This is a genomic window from Pseudomonas sp. G1002, assembly GCF_013385455.1.
Classification (GTDB): Bacteria; Pseudomonadota; Gammaproteobacteria; order Pseudomonadales; family Pseudomonadaceae; genus Aquipseudomonas.
On sequence record NZ_JACAPY010000027.1, the window covers coordinates 372,245 to 387,835 of the forward strand.

At 60.7% G+C, this 15,591-nt stretch carries 13 protein-coding genes; 5 read left to right on the forward strand and 8 right to left on the reverse strand.

Features of this window, described 5'->3' with window-relative positions:
* Positions 1-1,119 carry an ABC transporter permease gene (locus tag HX801_RS15990; protein ID WP_003213965.1) on the forward strand — a complete coding sequence of 373 codons (1,119 nt, stop codon included), beginning with the start codon at positions 1-3 and terminating at the stop codon, positions 1,117-1,119.
* A gap of 118 nt (positions 1,120-1,237) precedes the next feature.
* On the opposite strand, the gene HX801_RS15995 is transcribed toward HX801_RS15990, so the two are convergent.
* Positions 1,238-1,645 (reverse strand): flagellar basal body-associated protein FliL, encoded by a 408-nt coding sequence (locus HX801_RS15995; protein WP_003213967.1) that lies wholly within the window; start codon positions 1,643-1,645, stop codon positions 1,238-1,240.
* A 149-nt stretch (positions 1,646-1,794) separates the two neighbouring features.
* Between HX801_RS15995 and HX801_RS16000 the strand changes: the two genes are divergently transcribed.
* The 3 genes from HX801_RS16000 (at position 1,795) to glpT (ending at position 5,024) form a co-directional block, all read left to right on the forward strand.
* Entirely contained in the window at positions 1,795-2,772 is a 978-nt protein-coding gene (locus HX801_RS16000) for an NADPH:quinone oxidoreductase family protein (protein WP_003213968.1), read from the forward strand.
* A gap of 76 nt (positions 2,773-2,848) precedes the next feature.
* Positions 2,849-3,466 (forward strand): flagellar basal body-associated protein FliL, encoded by a 618-nt coding sequence (locus tag HX801_RS16005; RefSeq protein ID WP_177022362.1) that lies wholly within the window; start codon positions 2,849-2,851, stop codon positions 3,464-3,466.
* Between the two features lie 220 nt (positions 3,467-3,686).
* Positions 3,687-5,024: a glycerol-3-phosphate transporter gene (glpT, locus tag HX801_RS16010; protein WP_177022363.1), complete on the forward strand. Its 1,338-nt coding sequence runs from the start codon at positions 3,687-3,689 to the stop codon at positions 5,022-5,024.
* Here glpT and HX801_RS16015 read toward each other — a convergent pair.
* Together HX801_RS16015 and HX801_RS16020 are read right to left on the reverse strand one after the other, a co-directional pair.
* Entirely contained in the window at positions 5,021-5,674 is a 654-nt protein-coding gene (locus HX801_RS16015; RefSeq protein WP_003213974.1) for a gamma-glutamylcyclotransferase, read from the reverse strand. The two genes, glpT and HX801_RS16015, sit on opposite strands and share 4 nt — an antisense overlap.
* A gap of 40 nt (positions 5,675-5,714) precedes the next feature.
* Positions 5,715-8,108 (reverse strand): TonB-dependent siderophore receptor, encoded by a 2,394-nt coding sequence (locus HX801_RS16020; protein WP_177022364.1) that lies wholly within the window; start codon positions 8,106-8,108, stop codon positions 5,715-5,717.
* 329 nt (positions 8,109-8,437) lie between these two features.
* Here HX801_RS16020 and HX801_RS16025 point away from each other — a divergent pair, with 329 nt between their 5' ends.
* Positions 8,438-8,914 carry a sn-glycerol-3-phosphate transporter gene (locus HX801_RS16025; protein WP_177020277.1) on the forward strand — a complete coding sequence of 159 codons (477 nt, stop codon included), beginning with the start codon at positions 8,438-8,440 and terminating at the stop codon, positions 8,912-8,914.
* A gap of 151 nt (positions 8,915-9,065) precedes the next feature.
* Here the strand turns inward: HX801_RS16025 and HX801_RS16030 are convergent, their stop codons facing one another.
* From HX801_RS16030 to trxA, 5 genes are all read right to left on the reverse strand, one after another.
* Positions 9,066-10,034, reverse strand: a complete 969-nt coding sequence (locus tag HX801_RS16030) for a CDP-6-deoxy-delta-3,4-glucoseen reductase (protein ID WP_003213981.1) — start codon at positions 10,032-10,034, stop codon at positions 9,066-9,068.
* Positions 10,034-11,500: a 4-hydroxy-3-polyprenylbenzoate decarboxylase gene (gene ubiD / locus HX801_RS16035; protein ID WP_008438879.1), complete on the reverse strand. Its 1,467-nt coding sequence runs from the start codon at positions 11,498-11,500 to the stop codon at positions 10,034-10,036. Before ubiD ends, HX801_RS16030 begins: the two co-directional genes overlap by 1 nt.
* An 89-nt stretch (positions 11,501-11,589) precedes the next feature.
* Positions 11,590-13,575 (reverse strand): acyltransferase family protein, encoded by a 1,986-nt coding sequence (locus HX801_RS16040; protein ID WP_177022365.1) that lies wholly within the window; start codon positions 13,573-13,575, stop codon positions 11,590-11,592.
* Between the two features lie 156 nt (positions 13,576-13,731).
* Positions 13,732-14,991, reverse strand: coding sequence for a transcription termination factor Rho (gene rho, locus HX801_RS16045; protein ID WP_008438874.1), 1,260 nt, complete (start codon positions 14,989-14,991; stop codon positions 13,732-13,734).
* Positions 14,992-15,225: 234 nt separating this feature from the next.
* A complete protein-coding gene (trxA, locus tag HX801_RS16050; protein WP_003213989.1) occupies positions 15,226-15,555 on the reverse strand; it encodes a thioredoxin TrxA in 330 nt (109 codons plus the stop codon).
* Positions 15,556-15,591 lie beyond the last annotated feature (36 nt).

Sequence of the window (15,591 nt, forward strand, 5' to 3'; positions counted from 1 at the left end):
ATGCACAAGTTCGCCCATATCCTGCGCCTCGGCATCAAGGAACTGACTAGCCTGCGTCACGACAGCGTGTTGCTGCTGTTCCTGTTCTACGCCTTTACCGTCGCCATCTATATGCCCGCCGCCGGCTCGGTGATCGGCGTGCACAACGCCAGCGTGGCCTTTGTGGATGAAGACCACAGCGCGCTTTCCCGGCAACTGGCCGAAGCGCTGCAACCGCCGGAATTCCAGGCGGCGGTGCCGTTGCCGTACGACCAACTGGACAAGGTGATGGACAGCGGCCAGTACACCTTCGTGATCAACGTGCCGGCGAATTTCCAGGCCGACCTGTTGGCCGGGCGCCAGCCGGGGGTGCAGGTCAACGTCGATGCCACGGCCATGAGCCAGGCATTCATGGGTGCCGGGTATATCGGACGGATTTTCCAGCGGGAATTGCTGACCTATGGCAACCAGGCCGATGCCGCCCAAAAGGCGCCGGCGCTGCTGACCACCCGGGCGTTGTTCAACACGAACCTGGAAGGCGGCTGGTTTCTGGCGGTGATCCAGATCGTCAACAACATCACCATCCTCGCCATCGTGCTGACCGGCACCGCGCTGCTGCGTGAGCGCGAACACGGCACCCTCGACCATTTGCTGGTGCTGCCGCTGACTGCGCTGGAAATCATGCTGGCGAAAATCTGGAGCAACATGCTGGTGGTGGTGCTGTGCACCTGGCTGTCACTGGAAGTGGTGGTGAAAGGCTTGCTCGGCGTGCCGCTGGCCGGGTCGCTGACTTTGTTTTTGCTGGTGACGGCGCTGTACCTGTTTGCCAGTACTGCCCTCGGCATCTTCCTCGCCACCCTCGCCCGCTCGACGCCGCAGTTTGGCCTGCTGGCGATCCCGGTGATTATCCCGATGCTGCTGTTGTCCGGCGGCAGCACGCCGCTGGACAGCATGCCGCAGTGGTTGCAATGGGTGATGCAGGGCTCGCCGTCGACGCACTTTGTGAGCCTGAGTGCGGCGATTCTGTTCCGGGATGCGGGTGTGAATGTGGTGTGGCCGGACTTGCTGGCGCTGGCGGGGATTGGGTTGCTGTTCTTTGCGGTGGCGTTGGCGCGGTTCAGGAAGAGCCTGGCTTCCTGAGGTGTCTGTCAGGGCCTCTTCGCGAGCAAGCCCGCTCCCACATTCAACCGCATTCTCATGTTAGAACTCGGTCAAGTGTGGGAGCGGGCTTGCTCGCGAAGGGCGCGAAGCGACCGGCTTACTGGATGATCAGGTTGTTGAACAACAGATCCTCAACCTGCGGCTTGCCGGTTTCGTCGTTCATCACTTGCTGGGTCTGCTTCAGGGCTTCCTGGCGCAGTTTTTCCTTCCCATCAACGCTGCTCATGGTGTCGTTGGTCTGCTGGGTAAACAGCGCCACCAACTGGTTGCGAATCAGCGCGTCGTTGGCTTTCACGGCAGCGGCTGCCTCGGGACCGGTGACCCGCAGGGCGATATCCGCCTTGAACACCCGCAGCTTCGCGGTGCCATCCAGGCCGTAGTTACCGACAAACGGCGGGCTCAGGCTGATATAGCTGACCTTCGGCGCTTCGCCTTCTTTGGCTTCTTCGGCCAGGGCTGCCGTCGGCAGTGTCAGGGCCAGCATCAACAGGATCCACGCTTTCACAGTTCATTCCTCAATTCGGTTGCCCAGTAGCATAACGGTAGCAGCCCTGAGCACAAGCTTATGGCGACTTATCAGGCCGGGGCATGCTCGTTGACCCGTCGCCCTGCCCACCTACACTTATCGGCCAACACGCCAAAAGGAATAGTCCGATGAAAGCTGTGCTGTGCAAAGCCTTCGGCCCCGCCGAAAACCTGGTGCTGGAAGACGTCGAAAGCCCGGCGATCAAGAAGAACGAAATCCTGTTGGACGTGCATGCGGCCGGGGTCAATTTCCCGGACACCCTGATCATCGAGGGCAAGTACCAGTTCAAGCCGCCCTTCCCATTTTCGCCAGGCGGTGAAGCGGCAGGCGTGATCAGCCAAGTCGGTGAGAACGTCAGCCACCTGAAGGTCGGTGACCGGGTGATGGCCCTGACCGGCTGGGGCAGCTTCGCCGAGCAGGTCGCGGTGCCGGGCTACAACGTGCTGCCGATCCCGCCGAGCATGGACTTCAACACCGCCGCCGCCTTCAGCATGACCTACGGCACGTCGATGCACGCCCTGAAGCAACGGGCCAACCTGCAACCCGGGGAAACCCTGCTGGTGCTCGGTGCCTCCGGCGGCGTCGGCCTGGCTGCGGTGGAAATCGGCAAGGCCATGGGCGCCCGGGTGATCGCCGCGGCCAGCAGCGCCGACAAGCTGGCGGTGGCCAAGGCTGCCGGTGCCGATGAGTTGATCAACTACAGCGAAGCCAGCCTCAAGGACGAGATCAAACGCCTTACCGGCGGCAACGGCGTGGATGTGATCTACGACCCGGTGGGCGGCGACCTGTTTGACCAGGCCATTCGCGGCATCGCCTGGAATGGCCGGCTGCTGGTGGTGGGCTTTGCCAGCGGGCGCATTCCTGAGTTGCCAGTAAACCTGGCGCTGCTCAAGGGCGCGGCGGTGGTCGGGGTGTTCTGGGGTTCGTTTGCCCAGCGCCAGCCGCAAGACAATGCCGCCAACTTCCAGCAACTGTTCGGCTGGTTCGCCGAGGGCAAGTTGAAGCCGCTGGTGTCCCAGGTGTACCCGCTGGAGCAGGCGGCGCAGGCGATCAACGACCTCGGCCAGCGCAAGGCTGTGGGCAAGGTCGTGGTGCAGCTACGCTGACTATTGTTTCATTTTGTCCGCGGAGTGCCTGGGCCCATGATCGGCCGAGGCACTCACTCACTGGCAGGAATGAATAATGGTCACACCGCTGCGCGCGCTGTTTCTGGGGTTGTTGATGATGGTGTCGGCTCACGCCTTTGCCCATAAAGAGGGCAAGGATGTACGCGGGCTGAACAACGTGACGGTGCTGATCGTGCGCCATGCGGAAAAACCCGATGAAGGTCCGTTGCTGAGCCCCAAGGGCGAACAGCGGGCGGCGGCCTACGCCAGCTATTTCGACCCGCTGCTGTTGAACGGCATCTCCGTGGTGCCCCAGCGGCTGATCGCTACCAGCGACAGCAAGGAAAGCTCCCGCCCGCGCCTGACCCTGACACCCCTGGCCCAGCGCCTGCAGCTCCCGCTTGAAACACCCTACTCAGACGATCAAGTCGGCAAGCTGGTGAAGTCCCTGCGCAAGTCCAACCAGGCGCAGACCGTGTTGATCGCCTGGCATCACGGGCATATCGACAAGTTGATCGAGGCCTTCGGCGGTGACGGCGCGGCGCTGACCGGCATGAAGAAATGGCCGGAAAATGTGTATGACTGGCTGATCGTGTTGCGCTTCGACGACCAGGGTCAACTGGTGGAATCCCGCAGCCAGAAGATCCAGGAACAGCTGCTTCCAGGTGATATCGCAGCCGCCAACGGCAACTGAACCGAATCACTGCCTGTGGTAAGGGAGCTTGCTCCCTCACCACAGCTTCTTGGCATCCCCTCCTGAAAACGCCCCTCACTTGCCTCTAAGCGACATGTTCGTAAAAGAACATGCAATTGCACTCAATTCCTATGCCCGCAGATAAGAGGCGGTGCTATTTTCGGTAACGAAACTGTAACATTCGCATCCGCAGTCAAAACAAGAAATCTGGAGCTCTTGAATGTTTGCTTTCTTCCGTCCTGCCGCACATCAGGCGCCCCTGCCTGAAGAAAAAATAGACAGCACGTACCGACGCCTGCGCTGGCAGATCTTCGCCGGTATTTTCTTCGGTTACGCCGGGTACTACCTGCTGCGCAAGAACTTCTCCCTGGCCATGCCGTACCTGATCGACGAGGGTTACACCCGTGGCCAGCTGGGCCTGGCAATGTCGGCGATCGCAATTGCCTACGGCCTGTCCAAGTTCCTCATGGGCCTGGTGTCCGACCGCTCCAACCCGCGCTACTTCCTGCCCTTCGGCCTGTTGATGTCCGCCGGGGTGATGTTCATTTTCGGTTTCGCACCTTGGGCTACCTCCAGCGTGACCATGATGTTCATTCTGCTGTTCATCAACGGCTGGGCCCAGGGCATGGGCTGGCCGCCAAGTGGGCGGACCATGGTGCACTGGTGGTCGCAGAAAGAACGTGGCGGTGTGGTTTCCGTATGGAACGTGGCGCATAACGTCGGCGGCGGCTTGATCGGCCCGCTGTTCCTGCTGGGCATGGCCTGGTTCAACGACTGGCACGCGGCGTTCTACGTCCCGGCTACCGTGGCCCTGCTGGTGGCGGCATTTGCCTTCATCACCATGCGCGACACCCCGCAATCGGTGGGCCTGCCGCCCATCGAGCAATACAAGAACGACTACCCGGAAGGCTACGACGCCAGCCACGAGGACGAATTCAGCGCCAAGGAAATCTTCGTCAAGTACGTGCTGCGCAACAAAATGCTCTGGTACATCGCCTTCGCCAACGTCTTCGTCTACCTGCTGCGCTACGGCGTGCTGGACTGGGCACCGACGTACCTCAAGGAAGCCAAGCACTTCGACGTGGATAAAACCTCGTGGGCGTACTTCTTCTACGAGTGGGCGGGCATTCCGGGCACGCTGCTGTGCGGCTGGATGTCGGACAAGATCTTCCGTGGCAACCGTGGCCTGACCGGCATTGTGTTCATGGGCCTGGTCACCGTGGCGACCCTGGTTTACTGGCTCAACCCGCCGGGCAACCCGATGATCGACATGATCGCGCTGTTCTCCATCGGCTTCCTGATCTACGGCCCGGTGATGCTGATCGGCCTGCAGGCGCTGGAACTGGCACCGAAGAAAGCCGCCGGTACCGCAGCGGGCTTTACGGGCCTGTTCGGTTACCTGGGTGGTTCAGTGGCAGCGAGTGCGGCCATGGGCTACACCGTTGACCATTTCGGTTGGGACGGTGGTTTCGTGCTGCTGATCGGCGCGTGCCTGCTGGCCATCGCGTTCCTGATCCCCACCTTGTGGCACACCAATAGCGTCAGTGCCGCACGTTAATCGTCGGAACAGCCTTTGGAACACCGCTTGAGCCGCGCCTCCAGATTCTTGTCTGGCATGGCGTGGCTACGCAGGGCGTTGACGGTCTGCTCGACATAATCGCGCGTAGTGCCGTAACGCCCGCAAGCGCTTTGCAACACGTGATTCAGCACGATGTCGGGCAAATTGCCAGCATAACTGGGCAGGTGCCGCTCCAGGACAAATCCCAATGCCTGCACCTGGCTGCCATCTTCCAGACGACAGCTGAGCCAGTGCGGCCGGTACGAGGGGTACGGCATCTCGCGCTGCCACAGGGCATAGAGCGAGGCCTCCAGTTGATCTTCCGGCAAGCGGTAGGCAAACCCGCTGCACGAGCCGCCGCGATCCAGGCCAAACACCAACCCCGGTATTTCCGGCGTGCCCCGGTGCTCATGAGACCACAGGTACAAGCCCCGGTGATAACCGTGGACCCGCGCCCGCATCCGCTGTGTCGACGAACATTCAGGCCGCCAGATCAGCGAACCGTAAGCGAATAGCCAGACCGGCCCACCCTTGTGCAGCGCCATGGTGGCTTGCATCGAGCTCATCAACTGTTCGTGAGTGAGTTGCGGCCCCAGATCGAGCCGCGGAGGGTAAGCCAATTGCAAAAGATCAGATTCAATGGCGGTCATGGCAGATCGCTTAGGTCTCCTTTGTTGTTACGAGAAGCTGTTACCAGTTGTAAGCAACTTTACCGTAATAGAACGCGCCGCTGTAACCGTACGGCGAAAAAGTGCTATAGGCCAGATTGCCACCACTGCTGGCGTAGGCATTGAGTTTTTCCGGGTATTTGTCGGTGACGTTGTCGCCGCCAACGGTGAAGGTCCAGTTTTTCAGCTTGTAGTCGGCTGACAGATCCAACAGCCAGGCGGCCTTGAAGCGCTGGTCGTTGGTCGGGTCGGCCTGGTAGCTGGTGAATGAACCATAGCGCACCAAATTACTGTGCAGCGCCCAGTTGCCAAAACTCAGGTCGTTGCCCAGGCTCAGCTTGTGCTGTGGCGTGGTATCGCCCAGCAGGCCGATGCGCTCGCGACGATCCACCCGAACCAGGCTCGCGCCCAGGCTATCCAGTACAGCCGGGTTGGCTTTTACGTCGGTGACCTTGGTGTGGTTGTAGTTGTAGCCCACGGTGCTGTTCCAGCGCACACCGTTGTCCAGTTGGTAGCGATAGTTGGCCACCAGGTCGACGCCATTGGTGGTGGTGTCGGTGGCGTTGGTGAAGTAGCGCACCGTGGTGTAGTTGATGTTGCCGACGCCATTGGCCTGCAGATACGCGAGCGCAGCCGGGTTCTTGCTCAGGTCCAGGTTGGAGGACAGGCTGATGCGGTCGCTGATGTCGATACGGTAGACATCGGCGGTCACGGTCAGGTTGTCGGTCGGCTCCAGCACCAGGCCGAGACTGTAGTTGCGGGACTTCTCGGCTTTCAGGTCTTCAGCGCCGAGCAGGCGCGCCACCTGGCTGTTGGCCGGGAAGGTGCCGGCTTCCTGGATGGTGTTGCCGATCAGTTGCGACGAGGTGTAGGCGAAGTTTTGCTGGGCCAGGGACGGCGCACGGAAACCGTTGGAAACACTGCCGCGCAAGGCCACTTGCGGGGTGAAGTCGTAGCGCGCCGAGAGCGAGCCGCTGACGTTGGAGCCAAAATCACTGTAGTCCTCGTGACGCACGGCGGCGGAGGCACTGAGTTTTTCGGTGAAGTTGGTTTCCAGGTCCAGGTACTGCGCCCAGTTGTGGCGCGTGCTGGTGCCGGCGTCGGAATCACGGAAGCCGCCCAGGCCCGAGCTGCCGGTCTGGTAGTAGGACGCCGGGTCGCCCGCCTTGATCTGGTAACCCTGGTCCAGGTATTCGCCGCCAAACGCCACCGACACTGGATACGGCAACCAGCCCAGGCTGAATTCCCGCGACAGGTCCAGGCTGAGTTGCTTCTGGTCATTGACCAACGTGCCGTTGTCGAACTTGCGCGGCGTGGCCAGGCCCAGCGAGGTGTTGATGGTTTCGGTACCGATCTGGTACTGGTTCTTGCCGTAGTTGACCGACACATCGTAGTGCCAGTCATAGGCCAACAAGCCGCGCAAGCCGACCGCCAGGGACGTGTCTTCCACGTCACCGCGAATCAACGGCAGGTAACCATTGGGGTTGAGCGCAGGAATGTTGTTGCTCGCGTTGCTGGCCCGGTAGAACGCCGCCGTCTCGCCGCGGGTCTTGCTGTAGCCGCCAAACGCATAGAACTCGGCCGCATCGCTGAAGGAATATTCCGAGTTGAGAAACAGCTTGCCCTGGTCAGTGGCCGGCTCGCCCTGGCGGAACACCCGCTGGCCGTAGGTCGTCGAACCAACGCTGCCCGGACGCAGGTCCTTGCCGGCGCGGTTGGTGTAATCGTTGTCGGCGCCTTCGGCAGAGATGTTGATAAACCCGTTATCGCCCAGCGCCACACCGGTGTTGCCGCTGAGGTTGCGCTGGATACCGTCGCCCTTCTTGTACTCACCAAACTTGCTGGTGATCGAGCCGCCGTGGTCGTCATGCTTGAGGATCACGTTGATCACCCCGGCAATCGCATCGGAGCCGTAGCGGGCCGATGCGCCGTCACGCAGCACCTCGATATGGTCGACCGCCGACAACGGGATCGCATTCAAATCCGCCGGCGCCGAGCCACGCCCAACCGCACCGCCGAGATTGACGAAGGCACTGGTGTGGCGGCGCTTGCCGTTGACCAGCACCAACACCTGGTCCGGTGACAGGCCACGCAGCTGCGCCGGGCGCACCAGTTCGGCACCGTCTACCAGGCTCGGGCGTGGAAAGTTGATGGAAGGAATCAATCGGGCCAACACCGCGCCCAACTCATCAGAGCCGGTGCTGCGCAAGGTGTCGCCGGAAATCACATCGATAGGTGACAACGAGGCACTGGCGGTGCGCTCTTGGGCGCGGGTGCCGGTGACAATGACTGTATCGAGTTTGGGTACATCGGCAGTGGCCGTTTCGGCGGATGCCACTGGACTGAATCCCACAGCGGTCAGCAAATTAGCCGAAAAAATCGCCGTGTACAGCAGGTGCTGCTTGTTGCTCCCCATACCGCTCCCCTTGGAATCAAAAGCCAGAACGTCAATGCTCTGAGCTCGTACGATCGATCCGTGTGGCGGACGGTGGCGGTCATTTATTGGTTATTGGCAGAAAGTCGGTAGTCCGTTGGCATATAGCTTAATGATATTTATGTAACAAATTAAATACCTTTAAAGAATAAGCGAATGCATAAGCCCAGGCCGCTCCGCTCATCAGGATTGGCTGCCTCAATCCCTGTAGTTTCAGCGCAGGTTCAGCCTGGGGGCACGCTGAGCCTTCAAAATAGGCGCCTGTCACGACCCACCTGGCCGCCAACCGAATCGACTACCGAGGTCACTCCATGAAATACCGACTGCCCAGCCTGTTGTTCCTGGCACAGGCCACCACCGCCCTGGCGGCGGAAGTGCCGACCCAGGACGAAAAAGGCTTCTGGTATGCCCAGACGAGCGTCTACACCCGGCATTTTGCGCCGGACAAGGACCACAACAACAACCAGGACCTGATCGGCCTGGAGCGCAATGAAGCGTCAGGCCTGGTGTATGGCGGGGCGACGTTTCGCAACTCGTTCAGCCAGCGTTCGTACTACGCCTATGCCGGCAAACGCTACGACATGCCCGATTACCCGGTGTACGTGAAGCTGACAGGGGGTTTGATTCAGGGCTATCGCGGCAAGTACCGCGACAAGATTCCGCTGAATGGACTGGGGGTAGCGCCGGTGATCATCCCCTCGGTGGGCACCCACTACGGGCCGGTCGCCGCCGAGCTGGTGTTGCTCGGGTTCAATGCGGCGATGGTGACCACGGGCGTTCGTTTCTGATCGAGCCGCTGAAGGGCTTCTGTGGCGAGGGAGCTTGCTCCCGCTGGGTCGCGAAGCGGCCCCTGAAGTTCATGCGGTCTTACAGATAGAACCCAGCGACTGTTTCGGGGCCGCTGCGCAGCCCAGCGGGAGCAAGCTCCCTCGCCACACGTTACGGGCGGGGTGCGTAGGCAAATACGTCAGCACGCATCTGGTGTGCATCCATGCCGGCCTCGACAAGCGCATCCAGGGTGCCGTAGATCATCGCCGGTGAACCGCTGGCGTAGACATGCACGGCCTTGAGGTCGCTGATGTCTTCGCACACCGCTTCATGCAACAGCCCGCAGCGCCCTTCCCAGCCACACAGGTCGCTGACCACTTTGTGCAGGAACAGGTTGGGCAGTTGCAGCCACTGGTCCCAGTGCTCGATGTCGTAGAAGTCTTCCGGTCGACGTACACCCCAATACAGATGCACCGGGTGCTTGAAGCCACTGGCGCGACAGTGTTCGATCAGGCTATGCATCTGGGCCATGCCGGTGCCGGCGGCGATCAGCACCAGCGGCCCGTCGGGCAGTTCCGCCAGGTGGGTGTCGCCAAACGGCATTTCGATGCGGGCCATCTGGTTGCGCTGCAACTGCTCCAGCAGGCTGCGGGCGCTGTCTTCCCGGGCCAGCACGTGCAATTCCAGCTCGCGCCCGGCGTGGGGCGCCGAGGCCAGGGAGAATGCCGACTTCTCGCCGTTTTCCCGCTCGATCATCAGGTATTGCCCGGCGTGGTAGCGCACCGCCTTGCCGGCCGGAGCCCGCAGGCGCACGCGCCATACGTCACCGCCCACCTCGACGCATTCACTCAGTTGGCAAGACAGTTTGCGCACCGGCAACTCTCCCGGCGCCAGCACGCCATCCCACAACACAATGCAATCTTCCAGCGGTTCGGCAATGCAGGTATAGAACTCGCCATGGTCACGCACCTCACCGGCTTGCTGCACCCGGCCTTCCACCAGCAGCGCCGCGCACACGTGGCACACGCCATTGCGGCAGGCCTGGGGGCAATCGTAGCCCAGGCGGCGCGCGCCCTCGAGGATCCGCTCGCCAGGCGTCAGTTCAAGTACCGCACCGGAAGGCTGCAGGGTTACACGCATCAATCTATTCCTAATTCTTTCCAGAGCGCATCGACACGGGCAGTGACCGCTTCGTCCTTGACGATCACGCGGCCCCATTCGCGGGTGGTTTCACCCGGCCATTTATGGGTGGCGTCCAGGCCCATTTTCGAGCCGAGGCCCGATACCGGGGAAGCAAAGTCGAGGTAGTCGATCGGCGTGTTGTCGATCATCACCGTGTCGCGCTTGGGGTCCATACGCGTGGTGATGGCCCAGATCACGTCGTTCCAGTCCCGGGCGTTGATGTCGTCGTCGGTGACAATAACGAACTTGGTGTACATGAACTGTCGCAAAAACGACCACACACCCAGCATTACCCGCTTGGCGTGGCCGGGGTACGACTTCTTCATCGTCACGATGGCCATGCGATACGAGCAGCCTTCGGGCGGCAGGTAGAAGTCAGTGATTTCCGGAAACTGCTTTTGCAGGATCGGCACAAACACTTCGTTCAACGCCACGCCGAGGATCGCCGGCTCATCCGGCGGGCGGCCGGTGTAGGTGCTGTGGTAGATCGGCTTGATCCGGTGGGTGATGCGCTCGACGGTGAACACCGGGAAGCTGTCGACTTCGTTGTAGTAGCCGGTGTGGTCGCCGTAGGGGCCTTCATCGGCCATCTCGCCCGGGTGAATCACGCCTTCGAGGATGATTTCGGCGGTGGCCGGCACTTGCAGGTCGTTACCGCGGCACTTCACCAGCTCAGTGCGATTGCCGCGCAACAGGCCCGCGAAAGCGTACTCGGACAGGCTGTCGGGCACCGGCGTGACGGCGCCAAGGATGGTCGCCGGGTCGGCGCCCAGGGCCACGGAAACAGGGAATGGCTGGCCGGGGTGCTTTTCGCACCACTCACGGAAATCCAGGGCGCCGCCACGGTGGCTCAGCCAGCGCATGATGACCTTGTTGCGGCCGATCACTTGCTGACGGTAGATGCCGAGGTTCTGGCGGTCCTTGTTCGGGCCCTTGGTGACGGTCAGGCCCCATGTGATCAGCGGGCCGACATCGCCAGGCCAACAGGTCTGCACGGGGAGCATGCCGAGGTCGACATCCTCGCCTTCGATCACCACTTCCTGGCAAACCGCGTCTTTCACGACCTTGGGGGCCATGGCGATGATCTTGCGGAAGATGGGCAGCTTCGACCAGGCGTCCTTGAGCCCCTTGGGTGGCTCGGGTTCCTTGAGGAAGGCCAGCAGCTTGCCGATCTCGCGCAGTTCGCTGACCGACTCGGCGCCCATGCCAAACGCCACGCGGTCGGGGGTGCCGAACAGGTTGCCGAGCACCGGTATATCAAAGCCCACCGGGTTTTCGAACAGCAGCGCCGGGCCCTTGTTGCGCAAGGTGCGGTCGCAAATCTCAGTCATCTCCAGGACCGGGGAAATCGGCACCTGGATACGTTTCAACTCTCCGCGCTGCTCAAGTTGCTGCACGAAATCCCGAAGATCCTTGAATTTCATTAACCATGCCACCCGTAAAATAGGCGTACATCCTACCTGCTCTTACGGTCGCTGGCAGCTTATTGAGCAGCATTGCCGACGACACAGACTCAAAGAGCCGATGCCTGGGTTTCATCGCGCAAGGCTTTGAACAAGGGTTCAAGAAACGCCTCGACATACCGCGAACCAACCGCCGAGAGGTGATTGTCGTCGGTGTACAGCGACTGACCGTCCAGTTCCACCCGGCACCAGTCATTCGCACTGCATAACTTGGGCGCCGGATCCATTACCTTTACCCCGGGATCAGCCGCCGCCATGCGCTCGAATACGCTGCTGATATAGGCCTGGCGCTGGAGGTGCTCATCCAGGGGCATGCCTTCTTTGTCGGTGGGCCGGCCGAGCATCGCCAGGCGACTCAGGCGGTAAGGCGGACTGAATTCCTGCAGGGGGACTTCCTTGACCAGCCACACCCGATGACCGCTGGCGCGCAATTGCTGCACAAGGGCGCCCAGACTTTCAGCGAAGCGCCGCTCGGCGAAGGCGCGGTCATAGGTTCCGGTCGCCGGGTCCAGCAACGAAGCCTCGGTATCACCATCGCGCTGCCCATAGACATACAGGCTCCAGCGCGCCACCAGCACCACGTCGCTAAAGGTTTCCTTGCCGAGCAGCTGCGTGACCTGCTGGTTAAAGGCCAGGCAGCCCGGAACGCTTTCCTTGCGATTAAACGGCAGGCAACCGGCATAACCTGCCTGGGTGACGCTGACACCGTACTTGCTCGCGCCGTCTTGCAACGCCGGAACCAGCGCCGTGGCATGGCTATCGCCCCAGACCAGCGCGCGCGTCGGCGCGGACTGAGGCCCGAAATGACAAAATCCATGGTGGCGATTTTTCCCACCATCCACCAGGCAGGCCATAAGGTCCGGGCTCCACTCGCGCGCCTGGGCAAATTGCAGCGCCTCGGGCGACAGGCGCCAAGGCAAGCCCTTCGTCATGACCAGGCCTTTGCCGAGCAGTCCCACCCCAAGCAGCGCGATACCCGCCGCCACCAGGATTTGCTTGCGCCCTGCCAACAGCCGACGTTCACGGAACGGCGCCTCGACAAACCGCCAGGACGCATAACCCAGCACCAGGCTCAACACAAACAGTGCACCAAGCTCCCACGGGCCCAGCCCGTCGACACTGGCGTACTTGCCAAACACGTACACCGGCCAGTGCCACAGGTACCAGGAGTAGGAGATCAGGCCAATCCCCACCAGCAAGCGGCTACCCAGCAGCTTGCTCGTCAGGGTAGTTTGCTGGCCGTTGGCCCAAATCAGGCAGACCACGCCCACCACCGGCAACAGCGCTGCGGCGCCGGGAAACGGCGTGCTCGGGTCATACGCGAAGACCGCCAGCAGGATCAGGCCGAGGCCGGCAAGGCTGACGGCCTGCGCCAACGCCGGGCTGGCGCGGTACTCGCGTACCGGCATTACCGCCAGCATTGCGCCCGCCAACAGCTCCCAGGCACGCATCTGCAGCAGGAAAAAGGCTCTTTCCGGAGCGTGGGCCACCGCCCATGTACTCATGCCGAATGACACCAGCAACAACACGAACAGCGCCGTGCGCCAATATTTGAGCCGGCTCGACAGCAGTGTCAGCAGGAGTGGGAAGAGGATGTAGAACTGTTCTTCAACCGACAATGACCAGGTATGCAGCAACGGTTTGATATCGGAGGCCACATCAAAGTAACCGTCCTGACGCATGAAAAACAGGTTGGAGATAAACACCACCTGGTTATGTATCGAGCGCCCCAACTCGCTGTAATCCTTGGGCGCCAGCAGGAACCAGCCCACCACCAGCGCGCCGAGCATCATCACGAACAGTGCCGGCAGGATACGCCGCGCTCGCCTGGCCCAGAAGCTGACAAAACTGAAACGGCCGGCCTCACGCTCGCGCCAGATGATCGAGGTGATCAAGTAGCCGGAGATCACGAAAAACACGTCGACGCCGACAAAGCCGCCGGTAAAGCCCGGTACACCAAAATGAAACAGCACAACAGCGAGCACAGCTATGGCACGCAGGCCGTCAATGTCCCTGCGATAAGCGAGAATGGTCATAAAATCTTGTAATTTGCCTGATCGGATGGACAGCGAGTGTAGTAACACACGCGAATTTGTTTCTAAACAGACACACACTAAAGCCAAAACTCCTTTTCCAGAAACAAAAAAAATGGCGCCCCATGGGGCGCCATCCTTTTTGACCGAAGCGTCGTGTTACTTGCGCTTCATCGACAGGAAGAACTCGTCGTTGGTCTTGGTGGTTTTCAGCTTGTCGATCAGGAACTCGATGGCCGCAACTTCGTCCATCGGGTGCAGCAGCTTGCGCAGGATCCACATGCGCTGCAGTTCGTCATCGGCGGTCAGCAACTCTTCGCGCCGCGTGCCGGAACGGTTGATGTTGATGGCCGGGAACACCCGCTTCTCGGCGATACGACGGTCCAAAGGCAGTTCCATGTTGCCGGTACCTTTGAACTCTTCGTAGATCACTTCATCCATCTTCGAACCGGTTTCAACCAGTGCGGTGGCGATGATGGTCAGCGAGCCGCCTTCTTCGATGTTCCGCGCAGCGCCGAAGAAACGTTTCGGTTTCTCCAGGGCGTGGGCATCGACACCACCGGTAAGCACCTTGCCGGAGCTTGGGATCACGGTGTTGTAGGCACGGGCCAGACGGGTGATGGAGTCGAGCAGGATCACCACGTCTTTCTTGTGTTCGACCAGGCGCTTGGCCTTCTCGATCACCATTTCGGCAACCTGCACGTGGCGGGTTGGCGGCTCATCGAACGTCGAGGCAACCACTTCGCCGCGCACGGTGCGCTGCATTTCGGTTACTTCTTCCGGACGCTCATCGATCAGCAACACGATCAGGTGAACTTCAGGGTTATTACGGGCGATGTTCGCTGCGATGTTCTGCAGCATGATGGTCTTGCCGGCTTTCGGCGGGGCCACGATCAGGCCGCGCTGGCCTTTGCCGATCGGGGCACACAGGTCGATGACGCGACCGGTCAAGTCTTCGGTGGAACCGTTGCCGGCTTCCATCTTCATGCGCACGGTCGGGAACAGCGGCGTCAGGTTCTCGAAGAGAATCTTGTTTTTCGCGTTCTCGGGACGATCGTAGTTGATCGTGTCGACCTTGAGCAGGGCGAAATAACGCTCGCCTTCCTTTGGAGGGCGGATCTTGCCAACGATGGTGTCACCGGTGCGCAAGTTGAAGCGACGGATCTGGCTCGGCGAGACGTAGATATCGTCTGGGCCGGCGAGATAGGAAGCGTCTGCAGAGCGGAGGAAGCCGAAGCCGTCCTGGAGAATCTCCAGCACGCCATCACCGGAGATTTCCTCGCCGCTTTTCGCGTGCTTTTTCAGCAGGGAGAAAATCACGTCCTGCTTGCGCGAACGGGCCATATTTTCTATGCCCATCTGTTCGGCCAATTCGAGCAGTTCGGTAATCGGCTTTTGCTTGAGTTCAGTCAGATTCATATAGGAATGACGTAATCATTTATGGAGGGGGGGAAATTAAGCTTTTGGCTTAATGAGGCCGCGCCGCAGAGAAGGCGACAGGATCGCGTACTAATCGAAAAGGAGAGCGTCGGCGACGGCTTGCAGGGGGCAGTGGAGAAACCAGTGCGGGGCCGAATGTACCACCTGAGTTTCAGAGCGTCTAGCCCTGTTTCACGAAAAAGCCCCGCAAATTGCGGGGCTTTTTGAGGACGCTTAGATATTGGCGTCGAGGAAAGCTTGCAGCTGGGACTTCGACAGCGCGCCGACCTTGGTGGCCTCGACGTTGCCGTTCTTGAACAGCATCAGGGTCGGGATACCACGCACGCCGTGCTTGGCCGGAGTTTCCTGGTTGTCATCGATGTTCAGCTTGGCAATGGTCAACTTGCCTTCGTAAGTGGTGGCAATGTCGTCCAGGACCGGAGCGATCATTTTGCAAGGACCGCACCACTCAGCCCAGTAGTCAACCAGCACCGGGCCCTGGGCCTTCAGTACTTCGGCCTCGAAGGTCGCGTCGGTGACGTGCTTGATAAGATCGTTGCTCATGGATGTCTCCGGGTTGTAAGCAAAAAAAACGTTGCC